Origin of the sequence: Stenotrophomonas sp. TWI809, from assembly GCF_039673205.1 — a bacterium.
Lineage (GTDB): Bacteria > Pseudomonadota > Gammaproteobacteria > Xanthomonadales > Xanthomonadaceae > Stenotrophomonas.
Window position 1 is genome coordinate 1 of sequence record NZ_JBDJLE010000011.1, and the last position, 19,512, is coordinate 19,512.

At 67.8% G+C, this 19,512-nt stretch carries 16 protein-coding genes and 1 riboswitch; of the genes, 7 read left to right on the forward strand and 9 right to left on the reverse strand.

The window, feature by feature from the left end; translation table 11 throughout:
- Positions 1 to 140: 140 nt before the first annotated feature.
- Positions 141 to 1,982, reverse strand: a complete 1,842-nt coding sequence (gene btuB, locus ABE472_RS10210) for a TonB-dependent vitamin B12 receptor (protein ID WP_346466127.1) — start codon at positions 1,980 to 1,982, stop codon at positions 141 to 143.
- A 123-nt stretch (positions 1,983 to 2,105) separates the two neighbouring features.
- Positions 2,106 to 2,337, reverse strand: a riboswitch (cobalamin riboswitch).
- Positions 2,338 to 2,489: 152 nt separating this feature from the next.
- On the opposite strand from btuB, the gene ABE472_RS10215 reads away from it, so the two are divergent.
- Positions 2,490 to 3,068, forward strand: coding sequence for a histidine phosphatase family protein (locus ABE472_RS10215; RefSeq protein ID WP_346466128.1), 579 nt, complete (start codon positions 2,490 to 2,492; stop codon positions 3,066 to 3,068).
- 37 nt (positions 3,069 to 3,105) lie between these two features.
- On the opposite strand, the gene ABE472_RS10220 is transcribed toward ABE472_RS10215, so the two are convergent.
- Positions 3,106 to 3,477 (reverse strand): TfoX/Sxy family protein, encoded by a 372-nt coding sequence (locus ABE472_RS10220; RefSeq protein ID WP_346466129.1) that lies wholly within the window; start codon positions 3,475 to 3,477, stop codon positions 3,106 to 3,108.
- Positions 3,474 to 3,956: a GAF domain-containing protein gene (locus ABE472_RS10225; RefSeq protein WP_088432024.1), complete on the reverse strand. Its 483-nt coding sequence runs from the start codon at positions 3,954 to 3,956 to the stop codon at positions 3,474 to 3,476. The genes ABE472_RS10220 and ABE472_RS10225 overlap by 4 nt, the downstream gene beginning before the upstream one ends.
- Before the next feature lie 119 nt (positions 3,957 to 4,075).
- Here ABE472_RS10225 and bioD point away from each other — a divergent pair, with 119 nt between their 5' ends.
- Positions 4,076 to 4,759 (forward strand): dethiobiotin synthase, encoded by a 684-nt coding sequence (gene bioD, locus ABE472_RS10230; protein WP_313220053.1) that lies wholly within the window; start codon positions 4,076 to 4,078, stop codon positions 4,757 to 4,759.
- A 3-nt stretch (positions 4,760 to 4,762) separates the two neighbouring features.
- Here bioD and ABE472_RS10235 read toward each other — a convergent pair whose 3' ends face one another.
- From ABE472_RS10235 to msrB, 4 genes are all read right to left on the reverse strand, one after another.
- Positions 4,763 to 6,193: a PLP-dependent aminotransferase family protein gene (locus ABE472_RS10235; RefSeq protein WP_313212097.1), complete on the reverse strand. Its 1,431-nt coding sequence runs from the start codon at positions 6,191 to 6,193 to the stop codon at positions 4,763 to 4,765.
- Positions 6,194 to 6,349: 156 nt separating this feature from the next.
- Positions 6,350 to 7,093 carry a peptide-methionine (S)-S-oxide reductase MsrA gene (msrA, locus tag ABE472_RS10240; RefSeq protein WP_070471649.1) on the reverse strand — a complete coding sequence of 248 codons (744 nt, stop codon included), beginning with the start codon at positions 7,091 to 7,093 and terminating at the stop codon, positions 6,350 to 6,352.
- A gap of 11 nt (positions 7,094 to 7,104) precedes the next feature.
- On the reverse strand, positions 7,105 to 8,862 hold the full coding sequence (locus tag ABE472_RS10245) for a cytochrome c biogenesis protein DipZ (RefSeq protein WP_346466130.1): 1,758 nt from the start codon (positions 8,860 to 8,862) through the stop codon (positions 7,105 to 7,107).
- Positions 8,863 to 8,898: 36 nt separating this feature from the next.
- Positions 8,899 to 9,405: a peptide-methionine (R)-S-oxide reductase MsrB gene (gene msrB, locus ABE472_RS10250; RefSeq protein ID WP_346466131.1), complete on the reverse strand. Its 507-nt coding sequence runs from the start codon at positions 9,403 to 9,405 to the stop codon at positions 8,899 to 8,901.
- A 146-nt stretch (positions 9,406 to 9,551) separates the two neighbouring features.
- Here msrB and ABE472_RS10255 point away from each other — a divergent pair, with 146 nt between their 5' ends.
- Complete coding sequence (locus tag ABE472_RS10255) at positions 9,552 to 10,274, forward strand: response regulator transcription factor (protein WP_346466132.1); 723 nt, start codon at positions 9,552 to 9,554, stop codon at positions 10,272 to 10,274.
- Positions 10,271 to 11,737: a HAMP domain-containing sensor histidine kinase gene (locus ABE472_RS10260; RefSeq protein ID WP_346466133.1), complete on the forward strand. Its 1,467-nt coding sequence runs from the start codon at positions 10,271 to 10,273 to the stop codon at positions 11,735 to 11,737. Before ABE472_RS10255 ends, ABE472_RS10260 begins: the two co-directional genes overlap by 4 nt.
- A gap of 94 nt (positions 11,738 to 11,831) precedes the next feature.
- Here the strand turns inward: ABE472_RS10260 and ABE472_RS10265 are convergent, their stop codons facing one another.
- A complete protein-coding gene (locus ABE472_RS10265) occupies positions 11,832 to 12,197 on the reverse strand; it encodes a phasin family protein (RefSeq protein WP_088432036.1) in 366 nt (121 codons plus the stop codon).
- Positions 12,198 to 12,385: 188 nt separating this feature from the next.
- Positions 12,386 to 12,739 carry a 6-carboxytetrahydropterin synthase QueD gene (queD, locus tag ABE472_RS10270; protein ID WP_346462911.1) on the reverse strand — a complete coding sequence of 118 codons (354 nt, stop codon included), beginning with the start codon at positions 12,737 to 12,739 and terminating at the stop codon, positions 12,386 to 12,388.
- A 188-nt stretch (positions 12,740 to 12,927) separates the two neighbouring features.
- Between queD and ABE472_RS10275 the strand changes: the two genes are divergently transcribed.
- From ABE472_RS10275 to ABE472_RS10285, 3 genes are all read left to right on the forward strand, one after another.
- Complete coding sequence (locus ABE472_RS10275) at positions 12,928 to 15,573, forward strand: TonB-dependent receptor (RefSeq protein WP_346466162.1); 2,646 nt, start codon at positions 12,928 to 12,930, stop codon at positions 15,571 to 15,573.
- Positions 15,574 to 15,663: 90 nt separating this feature from the next.
- Positions 15,664 to 18,228 (forward strand): M14 family zinc carboxypeptidase, encoded by a 2,565-nt coding sequence (locus ABE472_RS10280; RefSeq protein ID WP_346466163.1) that lies wholly within the window; start codon positions 15,664 to 15,666, stop codon positions 18,226 to 18,228.
- A 268-nt stretch (positions 18,229 to 18,496) separates the two neighbouring features.
- Positions 18,497 to 19,348, forward strand: coding sequence for an EF-hand domain-containing protein (locus ABE472_RS10285; protein WP_346466134.1), 852 nt, complete (start codon positions 18,497 to 18,499; stop codon positions 19,346 to 19,348).
- The last annotated feature ends 164 nt before the right edge of the window (positions 19,349 to 19,512 follow it).

Consider the following 19,512-nt stretch of genomic DNA (forward strand, 5'->3'; position numbering starts at 1 on the left):
ATCGGCGGTCTTGGTGGGGGTTGAACGGCCTTGGGGCGTGTGCCGCCCAAGGGTCGGCCCCTACCGGGGCAATCGGTGTGCCGACCAACGGTCGGCACGTGCCGAGGCCGGGACGGCGGCGGTGCCGCCGCCCCGCGCGCTTATTTCGGCTGGTAACGCACGCTCAGTCGATACTCGCGGCCAGGCTGGTTGTACCAGGCGACGGTTTCGTACTCGCGGTCGAAGACGTTGCTGACCCGGCCCAGTACGGACCAATCGCGGGTCAGGGCGTATTCCAGGCGCAGGTCCACGGTGCCGTAGCCCCCCAGACGCACCGTGTTCGCTGCATCGTCGTAACGCTTGCCGGCGCCGTTGACGGTGAGGCCGGCGCGGACATCACCCACGCGGCGATCGACGTCCAGGCGTGCGGTGTTCTGTGCGCGGCGGGCCAGCCAGTTGTCGAACTGTGCGCTCCCGTCGGTGCGGTTGCGCGGGTCGGTGTGGCTGAGCTGTGCGTTGAGGTCGAACCCGGCGACGGTGATCGCACCGGTCAACTCGGCGCCGCGGATGCGGGCTTTCTCGACCTGCGACATCATGAAGGTGGTCGCGTCATAAGTGATCAGGTCATCGATGCGCGTTTCGTATACGTCCAGGCCCCAGCGCCAGCCATCACCCTGCTGGGCGATGCCGATGTTGGCGCTCTTGGATTTCTCCGGATCCAGGGTCGGCACGCCGCTCCACGGGTCGTAAAGGTCGCTGAAGGTCGGGGCCTTGAACGCGGTGCCGTAGCTGGCGTTGAGGCGGAACCCGCGGCCCAGCTCCAGGCCCCAGCCGAGGCTGCCGGTGGTGTGGTTGCCAAACTGTTCGTTGTCGTCGTTGCGCACGCTGGCCTGCAGGTGGTGCGCGCCGAAACGGCCCTGGTACTGCACGAACACGCCGGTGTTGTCGCGGCTGTCGACCAGGTAGCCGGCGCTGCTGCCGTCCAGGTTGTCCTGGCTCCAGTCCACACCGGCGCTCAGCAGCTGGCCGTCAGCGATGCCGATGTCGGCCTGCACCGAGGCACTGTCGCGGTGGGTCTGTGCATTGCCCAGCCAGGTATCACCGTTGAAGTTGTCCGATTCGTTGTCGGCGCGGCCGACGTTGACCGTCAGGTTGAAGCGCTCGCCCGGCGTGTAGCGCAGCTTGCCGCCGAGTACCTGCTGCAGCGTTTCGGAGTAGTTGTAGTAGCCGTCGTAATGGTTCTCGCCTTCGGCGCGCAGTGCGGTGCCTTCCAGGCTCAACGTGTCCGTCAACGCATAGCCGCCGCGCAGGCTCATGGACAGGTTGCGGTAGCCATCGCGGTCGGGCTCGTCGGCGCCGCAGCCAGCGAAGGGCGACACCGAGCCACGGCAGGCGTTGATGCCATCGGTGTGCTGGTAGGCGATGTCGGTGCCGAACCAGCCACGCTCACCGCTGCCGCCGAAGCCACCGCTGGCCTCGCGCAGGCCGTTGCTGCCACCGCCGAGCTGCAGGTGCGGCGCGAACTGGCCGGCGTTGCGGCGGGTGAAGATCTGGATCACGCCACCGATCGCATCGGCGCCGTACAGGCTGGACTGCGGGCCACGCACGATCTCGATGCGCTCGATCTGCGCCAGCGGCAGGTCCTGGATCATGGCCAGGCCGAGGTCGCCGGTGTTGATGCGCACGCCATCGACCAGCACCAGGGTGTGGGCCGAGTTGGTGCCGCGCAGGAACAGCGAGCTCTGCTTGCCCAGGCCGCCGCTGTTGTTGAGGTTGATGCCGGCACGGCCGCGCAGCAGGTCCTGCAGCGACGGCGCCTGGCTGCGCTCGATCTCGGCGCGGTCGATCACCTGCGCCGGGGAGATGCTGTCCTGCAGGGCGATCGGGGTACGCGTGGCGGTGACCAGCACCTGGTCCAGCGCGGTGGCCTCGTCCTGTGCGGAGGCCACCAGGGGCAGGGCCGACAGCACGGCCAGGGAAAGAACGCGGGTTTGCAGCTTCATCGATGACTCCATGCACCGCGCACGCCCGCGCGGCAAGGGGTGGGGATGATCGCGCTGCAGGGAGGTTCGACGGTGGGCGGGCGCGCGCAGGCGCCTGCTTGCCGCCGCCATGCCCGCCGCATCGCAACCAGTCGTCTTCCAGGCCGGTCTCCGGGCTCGCGGGCCGATGGGGTGCCATCGTGCCAGGCGCCTTCCCATGCCGGAGCACAGTGGCGTGTTGCCTGGTGTTTCCACGCTTACCGTTGCGGGGGCAGCGCCGGAGTGGCGGCGTGGCACAGGGCCTGACGCGTCACCGGCTTCCCGTTTCAACCTGGCGGCATTGCAGCCCCGGGTCACCTGAAAGTGGGCGCAGTCTAAGCCATCGGCCGGGCCCATGGAGCGCACCGGTTAGAATGCGCCTCGCTTTTTCGATGTGATCTCCATGACCCCAACGTGGTTGCAGCACCCCGGCACCGACGCCCGTGACCCGCACTGGCCGGCCGCAGCGGGCAGCAGACGGGGCCGGGCATGATCCTCGATCTGATCCGCCACGCCAGTACCGGCCGCGACGATCATCTTGATGGCCGCACTGATCCAGCACTCCACGAGGGCGCGACCGACGCCCTGTGCGCGCGCTACGCCGGGCTGCCCTGGCAGCGTGTGCTGTCCTCGCCACGGCAGCGGGCGCTGTTGAGCGCCGTGGCATTGGCCTTGCCCCACGCGGTGGACGTGGAGGTCGATGAGGAATGGGAAGAACTGGATTTCGGCGACTGGGATGGGCTCGCGCTGGAGGCGCTGCCGATGGATGCGCTGTCAGCCTTCCATCTGGACCCGCATGCCAATCCACCGCCGCATGGCGAAAGCTGGGGCCACTTCGAACGCCGCATCGCGCGCGGCCTGCATCGGTTGCTGGATGAGCCCGAGCCGGTCCCGACCCTGATCGTCAGCCATGGCGGACCGCTGCGGATGGTGCTGTCGCAGGTGTGCGGCCTGCCGATGGCGATGTGCTGGGCGCTGCGCATCGATCACGGCACGCGACTGCGCCTGCGCGTGGAGCGCGAGGACGACCGGCTGTGGGGCGAACTGCTGGAGCTGCAGCAGGTATGAGGCGCGCGGCTACCGACGGTGCGTGGGTAGCCGTGGATCAGCGGTTGTCGTCGTCGATCTCGAACGGCGGCGCTTCATCGCCCTCATCATCGCGATGCTCCACGGTGCGGTCGTAGACCGGACCGGAGGCAGGCGGCGCCTTCTTCAGCGGCTGGTCGGCGATGATCGCTTCGTACTCGGCCACCAGCACGGTGCGGCGCGCTTCCGGCAGTTCCTGCCAATGGCAGTCCTGCAGGGCACCTTCCAGCGAGTAGAGCAGGTTCAAGCTGGGTTTGAAGCCGGCGCGGCGCACCTTGACGAAGGCACCGACCGCACCGACCGCCACCAGGTCTTCCGGCGTACGCAGACCGACCTGGCGCAGCCATGCTGCGCTCTTCGGGCCGATGTTGCGCAGCTTGGCGGCACTCATCCCAGTGCCTCGACGAACACCGCGGCGATGGCTTCCAGCCCGGCCTGGTCCTCGGCATCGAAGCGCGCCAGCGAGGGGCTGTCCAGATCGAACACGCCGACCAGGTCACCGTTGTGGACCAGCGGCACGACCAGTTCCGAGCGCGAGGCCGAGTCGCACGCGATGTGACCCGGGAACGCATCGACGTCTTCGATGCGCTGGGTCACGCGCTGCGAAGCCGCGGCGCCACACACACCCTTGTCGAGTGGAATGCGCACGCAGGCGGGCAGGCCCTGGAACGGGCCGACGACCAGCTCCTTGCCATCGAAGAAGTAGAAGCCGACCCAGTTCAGGTGCGGCAGGGCGTGGTAGACCAGCGCCGACAGGTTGGCCGCATTGGCGATGCGGTCGCGCTCGCCGTGCACCAGGGCGCGGGCCTGGGCCAGCAGCTGGCCGTACTGTTCCGGCTTGCTGCCGGTGAGCGTGGAGGTATCGAACATGGCCGCAGTCTACCAAGCGCGGCGGTTGGTTGCCCCCGGGGCCGGCGGAACGCAGCGGACCGCGCCGCAGCGCTGCCGGGACGGCGGATAATGGCGCGTTTCCGCTCCCGGTCGTCTCCATGTCCCTGCCTGCGCCGCGCCCTGCCGCCCTGTTCGTCACCGGTACCGACACCGGCATCGGCAAGACCTTCAGCAGCTGTGTACTGCTGCATGCCCTGCGCCGCCACGGCGGCACCGCAGTGGGCATGAAGCCGGTCGCCAGTGGCTGCGAGCGCACGCCCGAGGGCCTGCGCAACGAGGATGCCACGGCCCTGCGGGCCGCCAGCAGGCCGATGCCCGCGTATGACGACCTCAACCCGTTCGCGCTCGAGCAGCCACTGGCCCCGGAGATCGCCGCGGCAGAGGCTGGCGTGCAACTGTCGCTGGCGCCGATCGAGGCCGCCTTCGCGCGCCTGCGCGCCAGCGCGGACACGGTGGTGGTCGAGGGCGTCGGTGGCTGGCTGGCGCCGCTGTCGGCCACGCTGGACCAGAGTGATCTGGTGGACGCGCTGGCGCTGCCGGTGGTGATGGTGGTCGGGCTGCGGCTGGGCTGCCTCAACCATGCGCGGCTGACCGCCGAGGCGATCGCCGCCCGTGGCGCGCGCTGCATCGGCTGGATCGCCAATGAGGTGGACCCGGGCATGGCGCGCCGCGACGAGAACGTCGCACTGCTCACCGCGCGGCTGCCGATGCCGTGCTGGGGGCGCCTGCCGTATGCGCCGGGTGCGGACCCGGCCCGCCTGGCGGACCGGCTGGTGTTCTGAGCGTCAGCTGCCTGCGCGCACCTGCAGCGCGCTGGCGAGCCGGCCGACCGTGGCAATCGCGCCGGCGAAGCGCTCGTCCAGTTCCTGGCAGCACGACAGGCGCAGGCAATGCCGGTAGCGGGCACCGCGCGAGTACACCTGGCCGGGCATGAACACCACGCCCTCGGCCAAGGCCTGCTCGAACAGCTCCCCGGCATCGATCGCGGGGGGCAGCTCCACCCACAGAAGGAACCCACCGGTCGGCTGGGTGGCCGACGTGCCGGGCGGGAAGTGCTGCGCGATCAGGCCACGCACGTGGCTGACCTGGTCGCTGTAGAGCCGACGCAACCCCCGCAGATGATGCTCGTAGTTGCCGGCCTCCAGGAACGCGGCAACCGCGTCCCCGAGCAGGCGTGATTCGGCGCCGGAAGAATGAAACTTCAGCAGCTGGATATCGGCAGCGAAGCGGCCACCGTCGAGCCAGCCGATGCGGTAGTCCGGTGCGAGCGTTTTGGAGAAGCCGCTGCAGACCATGATCCAGCCATCGCGGTCAAAGCTCTTGGCCAACGGCTCCAGGGGCTCCTTGAACTGCAGTTCGGCGTAGACCGCGTCTTCGATCAACGGCACCTGGTAATGGTTCACCAGCTCGGCCAGGCGCTGCTTGTTCGGCACGGGCATGCTGCCGCCGAGTGGATTGTGCACGGTCGGCATGGCCATGATCGCGGCGATGCCGCCGGCGGCGAGCAGCGCTTCCAGTGCCTCCAGATCGAGGCCGTCCCTCGGATGGGTGGGCAGCTCGATCGCGCGCAGGCCCAGGCTGCGCAGCAGCGGGTAGATGTTGAAATACGAGGGCGCTTCGATCGCGACTGCATCGCCGGGTTGGGTCACCACGCGCAGCGCCAGCTGCAGGGCTTCCATCGCGCCATGGGTGAGCACCAGCCGGTCGGTGGTGGTGTGCAGCCCCAGCCGTGGCCCTCGCTGCACGATCTGCGTCAACAGCCGTGCCGCACCGTTGGGACGTGCGTAGGTCTCCACCGTGGTGGCAGCCCGGCGCAGTACCTGCGCGGTGATGCGGGCGAGCTGCGCACCGGGATAGAAGCGCTTGCCGCGCGGCCCGGCGAAGGCCAGGTCGACGATGCCCGGTTGCTGCTGTGCGGCCAGCACGCGCGCCATCATCGCCTGCTGTGCCGGTGCGGTGGGCGGAGACGGCGCCTGCCGCAGCGACTGCGTCGGTTCGGGCAGACGCGGGCTGACCACGAAGCCGGCCTTGGGCCGCGGCAGCACCAGCCCGGCATCCTCCAGCTGCCGATACGCGGCGATCACCGTGTTGAGGCTGAGGCTGCGCTGTGTCGCCAGGCCGCGCAGCGACGGCAGCCGGGTGCCGACCGGCAAGCGCCCACTGCGGATCGCGTCGGCCATTTCATCGGCCAGGGACTGGTAGAGGTTGGTCGCCATCGGCATCTGCATCCACGGGTATCTGTAACCGTGCGGATGCCAGTCATCTGCATCTGTATCCGCCTCGGGACGCAGCCTACCATGGGCGTGACGACTTCCCTCGCGCACGGCAGAGCGGTGTGTGCCGTGCGTCTTTTCTTCTGGTTCGCCGCGTGATCAGCGCGCCGAAATGGAGGTGCTCACCAGGCGCGGCTGCTCGCGGTACAGCGCCGGATACTGCTGCTTCAGCGCGGCCACCTTGGGCAGGTCGTTGATCCGGATATACAGCGATTCCGGATGCAGCGTGAGGTAGTTCTGGTGATAGCCCTCGGCGGCGAAGAACGGCTTGCCACCCTCGACCTGGGTCACCACCGGCGCGGCGTAGGTCCTGGCCTGCTGCAGCTGGGCGATGTAGGCGCGGGTGGCATCGCGCTGCGCGGCGTCGTCGGCATAGACCGCCGAGCGGTACTGGGTGCCGCGGTCCGGGCCCTGCCGGTTGAGCTGGGTCGGATCATGCGCCACCGAGAAGAACACCTGCATCAGCTGGCCATAGCTGACCTGGGCCGGATCGTAGGTGACCTGTACCGCCTCGGCATGGCCGGTACCACCGCCGCCGACGCGCGGGTAGGTGGCGTTCGCCGCACTGCCGCCGATGTAGCCGGAGAGCGCATTGTCCACGCCCTTGATGTGCTGGAACACGCCCTGCACGCCCCAGAAGCAGCCACCGGCGAAGACCACCTGTGCCCGCTTCACACCGGGTTGGCGCAGGTCCGCCTTGCCGGTGGGTGGTGGCATCGCCACGGCTGTGGTGGCTGCGGCGGCGAGCGCCGGTCGATCCAGACCCAGCACCACGCTGGCGGTGAGTGCCGCGATGGCGACAGCGATGCCGCCTGCAACGAGTTTGTCGACTGCGATCTTCATGCGATGGCTCCTCACCCAAACGTAAAGGCGTAGGCGCGCACGCCCGGATCGAGGAACTCGATCTCGAAGGTGCGCTCCTGCACGGCGCCGGACTGGCGGATCAGCTGATACAGACGGTTTTCATCCACGCGGCCGTCGCCGTCGGCGGAGATGTCTCCACCGGCTGCTGCGCCCGGCGCCTGACCGTCGATGCGCACGCGGAACCGGACCGGCTTGCCGTCCTCGCCCGGCGCCAGCACCAGGTGCAGGTCACGTGCATGGAAGCGGAACGCGACACGACCGCCGCGCGTCTCCAGCCGGGCGTCTTCGTTGCCCACGGTCCAGCGTCCAGCCAAGGCCCACTGGTTGTGTTGAAGCGTGGCAGGCACCGTGTAGTCGGCAGGCTGGTCCTGGCGCTGACCACCGGGCGAGGCGAAGTTCTCGGCACGCGCATGGCCGAGGTAGGTCTCCGGCGATTTGAGGTTGTCCATGTCGGCCTGGCGCGCCACGCCGTCCAGCGTCATCGCTACCGGAGCATCGTCACCGGGCAGGGTGTTGCCCGCCTCGCGCAGCAGCTGGCGGATGATCTGCTCGGACTGCGCATAGTTGCCCTCGCCGAAGTGATGCGCGCGGATCCGGCCCTGCGCATCGATGAAGTAGTGCGCCGGCCAATACCTGTTGTTGAAGCCGCGCCAGATGGCGAAGTCGTTGTCGATCGCGACCGGGTAGGTGACCTTCAGGTCCTTCACCGCCCGCTGCACATTGGCCAGATTGCGCTCGAAGGCGAACTCCGGCGCATGCACACCGATCACCACCAGGCCGTGATCGCGATAGCGCTCGGCCCACTCACGCACGCAGGGCATCGCGCGCAGGCAGTTGATGCAGGAGTAGGTCCAGAAGTCGACCAGTACCACCTTGCCGCGCAACGCCTGCGCATCCAGCGGCGGGCTGTTGAGCCAGCCGGTCGCACCGGCCAGCGAGGGCAGGGTGCCTTCCACCGGCAGCGGCTGCCCGGGGGCACCGGCGGTGCTCATCATCGCCGCACCGGCGGCGGGTTGCTGTGCTGGCAGCACATCGAGCAGGCCCTGTTCCAGCTTGGCGGTGCTGACCGTGGACAGCCGGGTCAGCACGCCGGTATCCCACCCCATCGCGATGGCGACCACCGCCAGCAGCGCCGCGATGCCGAGCCCGCGGCGCACCCACTCGCCCACGCCAAGACGGCGCTTGAGCGCGGCGAACACGCGCCCGCCGATCCAGATCGCCAGCGCCAGCGAGGTGGCCGCGCCCAGTGCATAGGCGAGCAACAGCCCGCTGGTGCCGACACTGGCGCCCTGCAACGCCGCGCCGGTGAGGATCAGGCCGAGGATCGGCCCCGCGCACGGTGCCCACAGCAGGCCGGTGGCGATGCCGATCAGCAGCGAGGTACCCACGCCCCCCCGGCCCGCGTCACTGGCCGCATCGGCCGAGGCGCTCAGCCGCGCCCCCAGCCGCTGGAACGGCGACAGCAGGCGGTCGGCCAGCGCCGGCCACAGCAGCGCCAGCGCGAACACCGCCATCACCACCAGTGCGATCCAGCGCCCGATCTGGTTGGCCTGCGCTACCCATTGGCTGCTCACCGCCGCCAGGCTGGCGACCACGGCGAACATCAACGCCATGCCGATCAGCAGCGGCAGGCCACTGCGCAGGAACGGGCGGTCCGAACGCGCGAACACGAACGGCAGCACCGGCAGGATGCAGGGGCTGAGGATGGTGAGCACGCCACCGAGGTAGGCCAGCACGAGCAGAAGCATGGAGAGGTCCTTCTATGACGCAGGGGAGTGCGGCGCTCAGGCCGCGACGAAAGTCATGGCCACGCCGTTCATGCAGTAGCGCAGCCCGGTGGGGCGCGGGCCGTCATCGAAGACGTGGCCGAGATGACCGCCGCAGCGCCGGCAATGCGCCTCGACACGGACCATGCCCAGAGTGGTGTCGCGGTCTTCGCCGACGGCATCGTGCAGCGGCGCCCAGAAGCTGGGCCAGCCGGTGCCGCTGTCGAACTTGGTGGAGGAGGAGAACAATGGCAGCGCGCAGCCGGCACAGCTGAAGGTGCCTCGCCGATGCTCCTTGTTGAGTGGGCTGCTGAACGGCCGCTCGGTGCTCTGCCGCCGCAACACGCTGTACTGGGCAGGCGTGAGCTGTTCGCGCCACTGCGCATCGCTGCGCATGACCTCGAACTGGCGCGCAGGCGCGGCGGGGGCTGCCGGGGCGGGCCCGCTGCAGGCGGTCAGTCCGAACAGGCCGGCCGCGGCAGCCATGCCACCCATTCCAAGCACATTGCGACGTGTGTAACGCATGGCCGATCTCCGGGCACGGGGACGATGCGGCCATGCTGCGCCCGGCCCGGTCAACGAATCCTCACGCAGGGTTAAATTTTCCGTGACACATTCAGGTCGCGATCCGTCGACAATGCCGCCATGCCCTCCTGCCGCCCCCTGAGCCGATGAGCAGTGCCAAGCGCGTCCTGATCGTCGAAGACGATGTCCACATCGCCAACCTGCTGCGCATGCACCTGCGCGATGAAGGCTATGAGGTCACCCATGCCGCCACCGGCGACGAGGGCCTGGCCCTGCTGGAGGCGCAGCCGTGGAGCGCGCTGGTGCTGGACCTGATGCTGCCCGGTGTGGACGGCCTGGAGATCTGCAAGCGCGCCCGTGCGATGACGCGCTACACGCCGATCATCATCACCAGTGCGCGCGCCAGTGAAGTGCACCGCATTCTCGGCCTGGAGCTGGGCGCAGACGATTACCTGGCCAAGCCCTTCTCGATGCTGGAACTGGTGGCACGCGTGAAAGCGCTGCTGCGCCGGGTGGAAGCGATGGCCCAGAACGCACGCATCGATGCCGGTGAGATCGTGGTGGCCGGGCTGCGCATCGACCCGGTCGCCCGCACGGCGCTGGTGGAGGGACGACCGCTGGAATTGACTCCGCGCGAGTTCGACCTGCTGTACTTCTTCGCCCGTCATCCCGGCCAGGTGTATTCGCGCATGGACCTGCTCAACCAGGTGTGGGGCTACCAGCACGACGGCTACGAGCACACCGTCAACACCCACATCAACCGGCTGCGCAACAAGATCGAGCGCGACGCGGCCAACCCGCAACGCATCCAGACGGTGTGGGGGCGCGGTTACAAACTGGTCGATGCCAACGAGGGCGCAGGCGCATGATCCGGCTCACGCTGTCGCAACGCTTGTCCGCCGTGTTCTTCGCGCTGCTGTTGCTCTGCGGAGGCGCGCTGTTGTGGATCCAGATGCGCAGCACTGCCGTGCATGAGCAGGAAACCGTGCAGCGCCTGTCGCGCGGGCTGGCCGAGCACATCGCGCGCAGTGGTGAGCTGATGGATGGCCGCGGCATGCGCAATGGTGAAGTGCGCGCCCTGTTCGGCAAGCTGATGGCGGTCAACCCGAGCGTGGAGGTGTATCTGCTCGATGACCAGGGCCGCATCCTTGGCCATGACGCACCGGACGGTCACCTCAAACGCAGCCGTGTCGATCTGGCGCCTGTGCAGGCGCTGCTGCGCGACGAGCCGTTGCCGATCCTCGGCGATGACCCACGCAGTGCGACCGGCCACAAGGTGTTCAACGCAGCGCCGCTGTGGGTGCAGGGCAGGCAGGCCGGGTACATCTACGTGGTGCTGGTCGGCGAGCAGCGCGAAGCACTCGCCGCGAATATCGCGGCCAACAGTACGCTGCGCACCACGTTGTGGTCGCTGGCGATCGTGGCGGTCGTCGGCTTGCTGGCTGGCCTGGTCGCGTTCCGCTGGGTGACCCGCCCGCTGCGCCAGCTGACCCGGCGCATCCAGTCCTTCGATGTGGATAGTGCCACCCCGGATGCCGCACCGCCCCCGGCGCCGCTGCGCCCCGGCGAGCGCGACGAGCTGACCATCCTGCAGCACAGCTTCGGCCACATGGCCCAGCGCCTGGGCGAGCAGTGGCAACAGCTGCGCCAGCAGGATCTGCAGCGGCGCGAGCTGGTCGCCAACATCTCCCACGACCTGCGCACACCGTTGTCGTCGCTGCACGGGTATCTGGAAACGCTGGCACTCAAAGACGCCACGCTCAGTGCCGACGAACGCCAGCGTTACCTGTCCATTGCCCTGTCGCAGAGTCACAAGGTCGGGCGCCTGGCCCAGGCGCTGTTCGAGCTGGCCCGGCTGGAGCACGGCGGGGTGGTGCTCGACCGCCAGGCCTTCTCGCTGCCGGATCTGATCCAGGATGTGTTCCAGAAGTTCGAGCTGGCAGCCGAGTCACGCCGGCAGACGCTCGGGGCCGACATCCCGCCCGGCGTGCCGCCGGTGGTCGCGGATCTGGCGTTGATCGAGCGGGTGCTGACCAACCTGCTGGACAACGCCATCCGCCATACGCCGGAAGGTGGCCGTATCACCGTGACCCTGCGCGCGGCCGAGGGCGAGGTGCAGATCAGCGTGGCCGACACGGGCCCCGGCATCGCCCCCGAACGGCGCGACACCCTGTTCACCGCGATGCCGGCACTGGGCAGCCAACGACCGGACAGCGGCGGGCTGGGCCTGTTGATCGTGCATCGCATCCTGCAGCTGCATGGGCGCGAGATCCGCCTGCTGGAGAGTCGCGACGGGGCGCTGTTCGTGTTCTCGCTGCCGGCCACGCGGTAACGCCGGACAAAAAAAAGACCCGACAGAGGGAGGGTTCTGTCGGGTCTGGGATTGCGTGGGGGGAGGGACCCACGCAAATTCGATGTTGTCCGGCTCAGCCGCGCGTCTTGCCTGCGCTGGGCGTGGCGGCCGCGAACGGCTGCCGGGCGAGTTCGCCGAAGGCTTCGGAGGCCTTCAGCCCCAGGCCGGCCACTTCCTGGCTGGCGCTGGTCCAACGGGCGAGGTTGTCACGTGCCAGTTGCGCGCCTTTGGGCAGCAGCGACTGCAGCGTGCCCGCATCCTGTGACTGCACGATTTCACCGAAGAACCCGCTGGTGGCGGTGATGTTCTTCTCCAGCGTCTTCAACTGCACCCCGAACATGCTTTCGGCATTTTCCAGCGCGAGCCGGTTGGCACGCGTGGCCGTGGCGGCCAGCTGGCGGGTGTAGTCGCTGAAGGAATCGGTGAACGCGGACGCCATGGTCAGGACGGCTCGAGAACGTTGATGCAATGCAGCATACGCCGAAAATATTGCATTGCAACATTCCATCGCCAGTGGTGGCCCGGTTTTAGTTGAACCGGTTTCCAATCAATGGGTTGCGCAGGCTTGCGGGCGATGATGATGGGGTGGGAGCCGACCAACGGTCGGCTCTACCGCGCGCTGCCGGGTCAGCCGCGGTAGCGGCAGCCGGAGGTGCAGGTTTCGTGCACGGTGACTTCGCTCAGCTCGGGCAGGGCCGGCTTGAGTTCGCCCCAGATCCACATCGCCAGGCGCTCGCTGGTCGGGTTCTCCAGGCCGGGGATGTCGTTGAGGTAGTGGTGGTCCAGACGGTCGTAGATCGGCTGGAAAGCGGCTTTGACGTCGCCGAAATCCATGATCCAGCCGGTCTGCTCGCCGGGCTCGCCTTCCACTTTGAGTTCCACCCGGAAGGAGTGGCCGTGCAGGCGCGCGCACTTGTGGCCCGGCGGCACGTTGGGGAGGTGGTGAGCGGCCTCGAGGGTAAAGACTTTGAAGATTTCCATGGCCGCATTGTAGCGGTGGGCTGGGGTTCCAGTAGGGGTCGGGCGTTAATTGTTGCTAACGAAAACATTTCCATCCGGATGAAGAGATGTTAGTTTCTCTTATATCCGTATGAAGAGATGTTATTGGCCGCGGTTCAGCCAGGCATGGACTACTGCGGAACTTGTCGTCCACCACCCCACTGAAGTTCATGCCCAAGCACACTCTTCTTGTAGCGGCGCTGTCCGTCGCTCTGGCAACGCCTTTGACCGCGTTTGCCGACGCCGCCCCCGATGCCGCCGCCGCCGGCGACAGCAAGACCCTTGCCGCCGTGCGGGTCACCGGGTCCAACATCAAGCGCACCGATACCGAGTCGGCCAACCCGGTGCAGGTGATCGAGCGCCAGCAGCTGGAGGAAACCGGCAAGGCCACCGTCGCCGACCTGCTGCGCTCGATCTCGGCCAACACCGGCAACGCCGCCAACGAAACCACCAACAACGGCTGGGCCTCCGGTTCGGCGGGCATCGGCCTGCGCGGCCTGTCGCAGAAGAACACGCTGGTGCTGCTCAACGGCCGGCGCCTGGCCAACTATGGCTTCCCGGCCGGCGGCCTGTCGGACACCTTCGTCAATCTCAACGCGCTGCCGCTGGTTGCGGTGGAGCGCATCGAAGTGCTCAAGGACGGCGCCTCGGCCGTGTACGGTTCGGATGCCGTGGCCGGTGTGGTCAACATCATCACCCGGCAGAATTTCGAAGGTGCCGAACTCGGTGGCAGCCTCGGCACCGCCGACCAGGGCGGGCTGGACGAGCAGAACCTGAAGTTCATCGGCGGCATCGGTGATCTGGACACGGACGGCTACAACATCCTGGTCAGCCTGGAAGGCTACAACCGCGAGCGCCTGGACCAGGACCAGCGCGACCTGACCAAGTCCGGCATCTACACCGACAAGCCCGGCGGCCGCTGGAACGGCTGGTCGGCCAAGGGCGCGCGCTATCTGGTCAATGGCACCTCGGTGCCGATGCTCGATGCCAGCGGCAACTGCCCGGACGGCACCACGCTGGTCGCCAGCGCACCGATCGACGGCCTGGCCGGCAACACCTGCGGCTTCAACCAGGCGCCGTACACCACGCTGATCCCCTCGACCAAGCGCTACCAGGCCTACGTCAACGGCACCTTCCGGGTGAACGACAACGTCGAAGCATTCGGCGAAGTGCTCTACAGCGACATCAAGGGTGTCTCCTGGTTCGGCAGCAGCCCGTTCTTCACCCTGGAAAGCGGCCGCTTCGCGCTCAACGCCGATACCGGCCTGGCCGAACCGGTGTCGTCCAATCTGCCCGCCAGCAGCCCGTACAACCCGTATGGTCGCGCGGTGCCGATCGAGTACACCTTCTTCAACCTCGGCGCGACCATCAAGGCCAACCGCTCTCAGGCTTACCGCGGCCTGGTCGGGCTGCGCGGCAGCCTGCAGAACTGGGATTGGGAAGTGGGCGCGTTCGGCGCACGCAGCAGCGAGCGCGAGACCGTCTCCGGCGGCTTCGCCAACCGTTATGCACTGGCCGATGCGCTGGCCTCCGGCAGCTACAACCTGCTCAATCCATCGGCGACCTCGCAGGACGTACTCAACGCGATCAACATCAGCACGCTGCGCCCGGCCGAGTCGGTGCTGCAGGGCGTGGATGCCAAGATCTCCGGGGCGATCGGCCACACCTGGGCCGGTGAGATCGGGTTCGCCGCCGGTGCCGAATGGCGCCGCGAGAAGCTCGACTCCAACAACCCGTGGCAGATCGATGCGGGCCTGCAGATCCGCCCGGCGATTGCCGAGGTGCATGGTGAGCGCAAGGTCACCGCGGCCTATGCCGAAGTCAACGTGCCGCTGGCCGAGCGTCTGGAACTGCAGGCGGCTGCGCGCGCCGATCACTACAGCGATTTCGGCGATGCGTTCTCGCCCAAGCTGAGCCTGCGCTGGCAGCCGTGGGACATCCTGCTGGTACGCGCCGCCGCCTCCAAGGGCTTCCGCGCGCCGTCGCTGTCGGAGAACTCCAACAGCACCAGCATCGCCTACGGCAGCGTGATCGATCCGCGCGACCCGGACGTGCCGGGCTCGCGCCAGAACCCGACCTTCTTCACCGTCGGCAACAACGATCTCAAGCCGGAGCGTACCAAGAGCTTCAATGCCGGCATCGTGCTCTCGCCGTGGTCCAACACCAGCCTGAGCGTGGATTACTACCGCATCGAGCTGGAAAACCTGGTGGGCACCAACAACACCCAGACCCTGGTCACCGACAACGTGCCGGGTGCGGTCAGCCGCGATGAGCGCGGCAAGCTGCTGGCGGTGTTCAACCGCTACCAGAACCTGAGCGAGCTGAAGACCTCCGGTTTCGACGTCGAGCTGCGTCAGCGCTTCCCGACCGCGCGTGCCGGCGACTTCGGCCTGAGCACCGCCTTCACCCACGTGCGCGACTACAGCCGCCCCACCGTGGTCGGTGGTCCGCTGGTGGATTACGCCGGCAGCAACCTCGGCGCCACCCTGCCCAAGAACAAGGCCACCACCACCTTCGATTGGAGCTACGGCGACTTCCGCACCGCGCTGACCTGGTACTACACCAGTGGCTATGACCAGAAGGCCAGCGCCGCGGCCACTGCCGTGCAGGATCGGGTGGATGCGTACAACCAGTTCGATCTGTACCTGGGCTACACCGGTATCGACAAGCTGACCCTGTACGCGAAGATCCAGAACCTGGCCGATGAGGAGCCGCCGTACGACGCCTCCTTCCCGGGCATCCGCGCGCCGTACGACTTCAGTCAGTACGACCTGCGCGGTCGCTACTTCACGGTCGGCTTCGACTACCGCTTCTGACCTCATCCAGCGCACCGGAGCGTGCGTATCCACAGGGCCGGAAGGAACCGGCCCGTCTTTCGGGGAATCGCTGTGTCTTTGCAACGTCGTCTGCTGTCTCCCATCGCCTGGTTGGCGCTGGTGCTGTCTGTGTTCGCTGCGCCTGCGTCCGCGCAGAGCGCGTACTTCTTCCCGGGCAGTGGTGATTTTGATCCGGCCGTGCCCACGCCCCAGCAGTTTCTCGGCTATGAGATCGGCAGCCGTTACACGCGGCACGATCAGCTGGTGGCCTACTTCAACGAACTGGCCAGGCACTCGGACAAGATCAAGGTGGAAGAGATCGGCCGCAGCTACGAGGGCCGCCCGCTGCTGATCGCCACGGTGACCTCGGCGCAGAACCTGCAGAACCTGGATACGCTGCGCCGCCAGCACGTCACCCTGGCCGATCCGGCGCAGCCGCTCTCGGCCGCCGGCAACAGCCCGGTGGTGGTGTGGCTGGGTTACAGCGTGCACGGCAATGAAACCTCCAGCGGTGAAGCGGCGATGCTGACCGCCTACTACCTGGTCGCCAACCGCAGCGCGGAGACGGCGCAGTGGCTGCAGCAGGCGGTGGTGCTGTTCGACCCGGCGCAGAACCCGGATGGGCGCGACCGCGCGGCAAGCTGGCACAACGCCTATGCCTCCTCGCCTGCCTCGGCCGATCCGGCCGACAAGGAACATGTCGAACCGTTCCCGCAGGGCCGCACCAATCACTACTTCACCGATCTCAACCGCGACTGGCTGGCGCTGACCCAGCAGGACACGCGGCCGAAGATCGCCTATTTCCACCAGTGGTATCCCAACGTCCAGATCGATTTCCACGAGATGGGCAAGGACAGCACCTATTACTTCGAACCGTCGCCGGCGAGCATGCACAGCCCGCTGATTCCGGCGGCGTCGTATGACTTCAACAAGACCCTGGCCAAGTACCACGCCCAATCGCTGGATGCACTGGGCTCGCTGTATTACACCGGGGAGAACTTCGACAACTTCTCGCCGGTGTATGGCTCGACCTACCCGGACTTCCACGGTGCGGTCGGCGTGACCGTGGAGCAGGCCAGCTCGCGCGGCCGCGTGCAGGAATCGGTCAACGGCCTGCTGACCTTCGGCTTCACCATCCGCAACCAGGTGGCGACCGGACTGGGCACGGTGCGCGGCGCAGTGACCGAACGCGACGGGCTGCTGAAGCTGCAGAAGGACTTCTTCCAGTCCGCGCTGAAGCAGGCCAACCAGCAGCCGGTGAAGTCCTTCGTGTTCGGCGACCCAGCCGACCCGGGCCTGACCCAGCGGCTGCTGGATCTGCTGCTGCAACACCAGATCACGGTGCAGGCGTTGAGCGCCCCGATCACCGTCGATGGGCTGCGCTTCGAGCCGGGCAGCGCGTACGTCGTCCAGGCCGCGCAGCCGCAGTTCCGCCTCGTGCATTCGATCTTCGCCGACACCCCGCCGATCAAGGGCGATGTGTTCTACGGCAGCACCTCCTATGCGATCGCGCCGGCCTACGGTATCGCCTTCGCCGCAAGCCGCAGCCGGATTGCCGGTGGCGAGCGCGTGGCCAGCGTACCGGCCGCCAACGGTGGCGTGGTTGGCGGCCAGGCGGGCTACGCCTACGTATTCGATTGGCGCGATTACAACGCCAGCCGCGCGCTGTATGCGCTGCAGGCCAAGGGCGTGGTGACCCGCGCAGCCTTCCAGCCGTTCACCGCGGCCACCGTGCAGGGCGAGCAGTCATTCGGCTATGGCAGCGTGGTGGTGCCGGTCGCGGGCCAGCCGCTGGCCGGTGCCGAGCTGCTTGCCGCGGTCGATGCGGTCGCACGCAGCAGTGGCGTGCACATCCAGGCGCTGTCCAGCGGGCAGAGCCGCGGTGGCATCGATCTGGGCAGTGACAGCGTCAAGGCACTGCGCAAGCCGGCGGTGGCGCTGGTGATGGGCGAGGGCGTCAGCGCCACCGAGATCGGCTCGGCGTGGTTCCTGCTGGATCAGCACCTGCAGTTGCCGGCCAGCAAGATCGACCCGGCCCAGTTGGGCAAGATCACCCTGGACCGCTACACCACCATTGTCCTGGCCGGCGGTACCTATGCCGGCGTGGACGCCACCGCCGTGGCGGCGCTCAAGCGCTGGATCAATGCCGGTGGCTCGCTGATCACCTACGGCACGGCCGCGCGCTGGGCGATCGAGCAGAAGCTCAGCGACGAAGTGCTGGGGCCGGAGGAGAAGGCGCCGGACGCAGCGCGGCGCGCGTTCGGTGACCAGCGCGACATCGCGGCGATCGAGCGGGTGAGCGGCAACATCCTCAGCGCGGACGTGGACAACACCCATCCGCTGGGCTTCGGCGTACCGCGTCGGCAGCTGGCGGTGAACAAGGAAAACGGCCTGAGCTTCCAGCCCAGCCGCAACCCGTTCTCTACCGTGGTGCGCATCGACGAGGCGCCGAAGGTCAACGGGTACCTTTCCGAGCGAAACCGCAGCCGCGTCGCCGGTGCCGCGTGGCTGGTGGTCTCGCCGCAGGGGCAGGGCAATGTGGTGCTGTTCGCCGATGATCCGGCGCACCGCAAGTACTGGCATGGCACCGAGCGCCTGCTGTTGAACGCGATCTTCTTCGGCAACCAGCTCAACCCGACCAAGCCGCGCGGCTGACACGCCCACGGGTAGTGCCGGCCGCCGGCCGGCTCCCGCCCCCCCCCCCCACGCACACAGCCGACTCCCCGTCGGCTGTGTTCATTCCGCCCCATCACAGCCCCTGTGAAAATCCCGTATTGCGAATCATTCGCAATACGAATAGGATGGCGCCCGCTCACGCTGGACATGAGCGTCACCGGTACCGTCGCGCCGATCCACGCCAACCCCTCCCGGGTTGCGCATCCGCGTCCTGGAACCGTCACCGTCCTTTCTCCAGGGAACCACCATGAAGATCGTCCCGCTCACCGCTGCCCTGATGGCCCTGGTGCTGGCCCCGGCCGTCCTCGCGCAGCCGGCCAGCAAGACCGCCACCGCCTCGCCGACCGCCGCCGCCTTCCTCGCACAGTTCGCCACCAACGGCACCGACAGCGTCAGCTGGGCCCAGTTCGAGGCCTTCCGCAAACAGCGTTACGCCCAGACCGACCGCAACCACGACGGTCATGTCGACGAACAGGAATACGTCGACGAGTACCTGCAGCGCTTCGACGTGCGTCTGGCCGACGCACGCGCCGGCCACCTGCGCCAGACCGACACCCGCTTCAAAGCGTTGGACCGCGACAACAACGGTGCGATCAGCCCTGCCGAGTACGATGCCGCCGGCGAACGTACCTGGGCCAGCTATGAAACATCCCAGAACGCCACGCAGGAGACGGCCGCGGCGTCTTCGCGCGATCCGTTGAAGATGCCGACCTCGCATACCGCCAACGGCATGCTGGAACTGTACGACCGCAACAAGGACGGCGCGGTCGATCGCGCAGAGTTTGATGCAGTGCGTGCAGCGAGCTTCGCCGCCACCGATACCGACGGCGACGGCACGCTGTCGCTGGCCGAGTACACCGCCGAGTTTGACGGCCGCCTGGACCACCAGCGCCAGCGTGTCCGTGCCGATGCCGAGCGCCAGGCCCGCGTGCGCTTCGCCTCGCTGGACAAGGACGCCGATGGCCACATGACGTTCGCCGAGTACCAGCTCTCGGGCAAGCGCATGTTCGACCGTGCCGACAGCAACGGTGATGGCGTCGTCGATGCGCGCGATCCGGAGCCGGTCGCCGGCGCGCACTCGGCCAACGGCAACCGCTAGCGGCCCGGACGTGCCGTGCACGTCCCACGTATCAGCCAACGATGATTCCGGCGCGCGATTCCCCGCGCGTCCTTGTGCCTCCCAGCCCCGCTCGATCCACTGATCGCCGCAGCCAGGAACGGCCCGCCGCCAACCGCGGCGTTCACGCCATTCCCTACCTCTCC

Excerpts from the sequence above, each read along its gene's own strand:
- btuB (WP_346466127.1), bottom strand. The coding sequence starts at position 1,982 with ATGAAGCTGCAAACCCGCGTTCTTTCCCTGGCCGTGCTGTCGGCCCTG.
- ABE472_RS10215 (WP_346466128.1), top strand. The coding sequence starts at position 2,490 with ATGATCCTCGATCTGATCCGCCACGCCAGTACCGGCCGCGACGATCAT.
- ABE472_RS10220 (WP_346466129.1), bottom strand. The coding sequence starts at position 3,477 with ATGAGTGCCGCCAAGCTGCGCAACATCGGCCCGAAGAGCGCAGCATGG.
- ABE472_RS10225 (WP_088432024.1), bottom strand. The coding sequence starts at position 3,956 with ATGTTCGATACCTCCACGCTCACCGGCAGCAAGCCGGAACAGTACGGC.
- bioD (WP_313220053.1), top strand. The coding sequence starts at position 4,076 with ATGTCCCTGCCTGCGCCGCGCCCTGCCGCCCTGTTCGTCACCGGTACC.
- ABE472_RS10235 (WP_313212097.1), bottom strand. The coding sequence starts at position 6,193 with ATGGCGACCAACCTCTACCAGTCCCTGGCCGATGAAATGGCCGACGCG.
- msrA (WP_070471649.1), bottom strand. The coding sequence starts at position 7,093 with ATGAAGATCGCAGTCGACAAACTCGTTGCAGGCGGCATCGCTGTCGCC.
- ABE472_RS10245 (WP_346466130.1), bottom strand. The coding sequence starts at position 8,862 with ATGCTTCTGCTCGTGCTGGCCTACCTCGGTGGCGTGCTCACCATCCTC.
- msrB (WP_346466131.1), bottom strand. The coding sequence starts at position 9,405 with ATGCGTTACACACGTCGCAATGTGCTTGGAATGGGTGGCATGGCTGCC.
- ABE472_RS10255 (WP_346466132.1), top strand. The coding sequence starts at position 9,552 with ATGAGCAGTGCCAAGCGCGTCCTGATCGTCGAAGACGATGTCCACATC.
- ABE472_RS10260 (WP_346466133.1), top strand. The coding sequence starts at position 10,271 with ATGATCCGGCTCACGCTGTCGCAACGCTTGTCCGCCGTGTTCTTCGCG.
- ABE472_RS10265 (WP_088432036.1), bottom strand. The coding sequence starts at position 12,197 with ATGGCGTCCGCGTTCACCGATTCCTTCAGCGACTACACCCGCCAGCTG.
- queD (WP_346462911.1), bottom strand. The coding sequence starts at position 12,739 with ATGGAAATCTTCAAAGTCTTTACCCTCGAGGCCGCTCACCACCTCCCC.
- ABE472_RS10275 (WP_346466162.1), top strand. The coding sequence starts at position 12,928 with ATGCCCAAGCACACTCTTCTTGTAGCGGCGCTGTCCGTCGCTCTGGCA.
- ABE472_RS10285 (WP_346466134.1), top strand. The coding sequence starts at position 18,497 with ATGAAGATCGTCCCGCTCACCGCTGCCCTGATGGCCCTGGTGCTGGCC.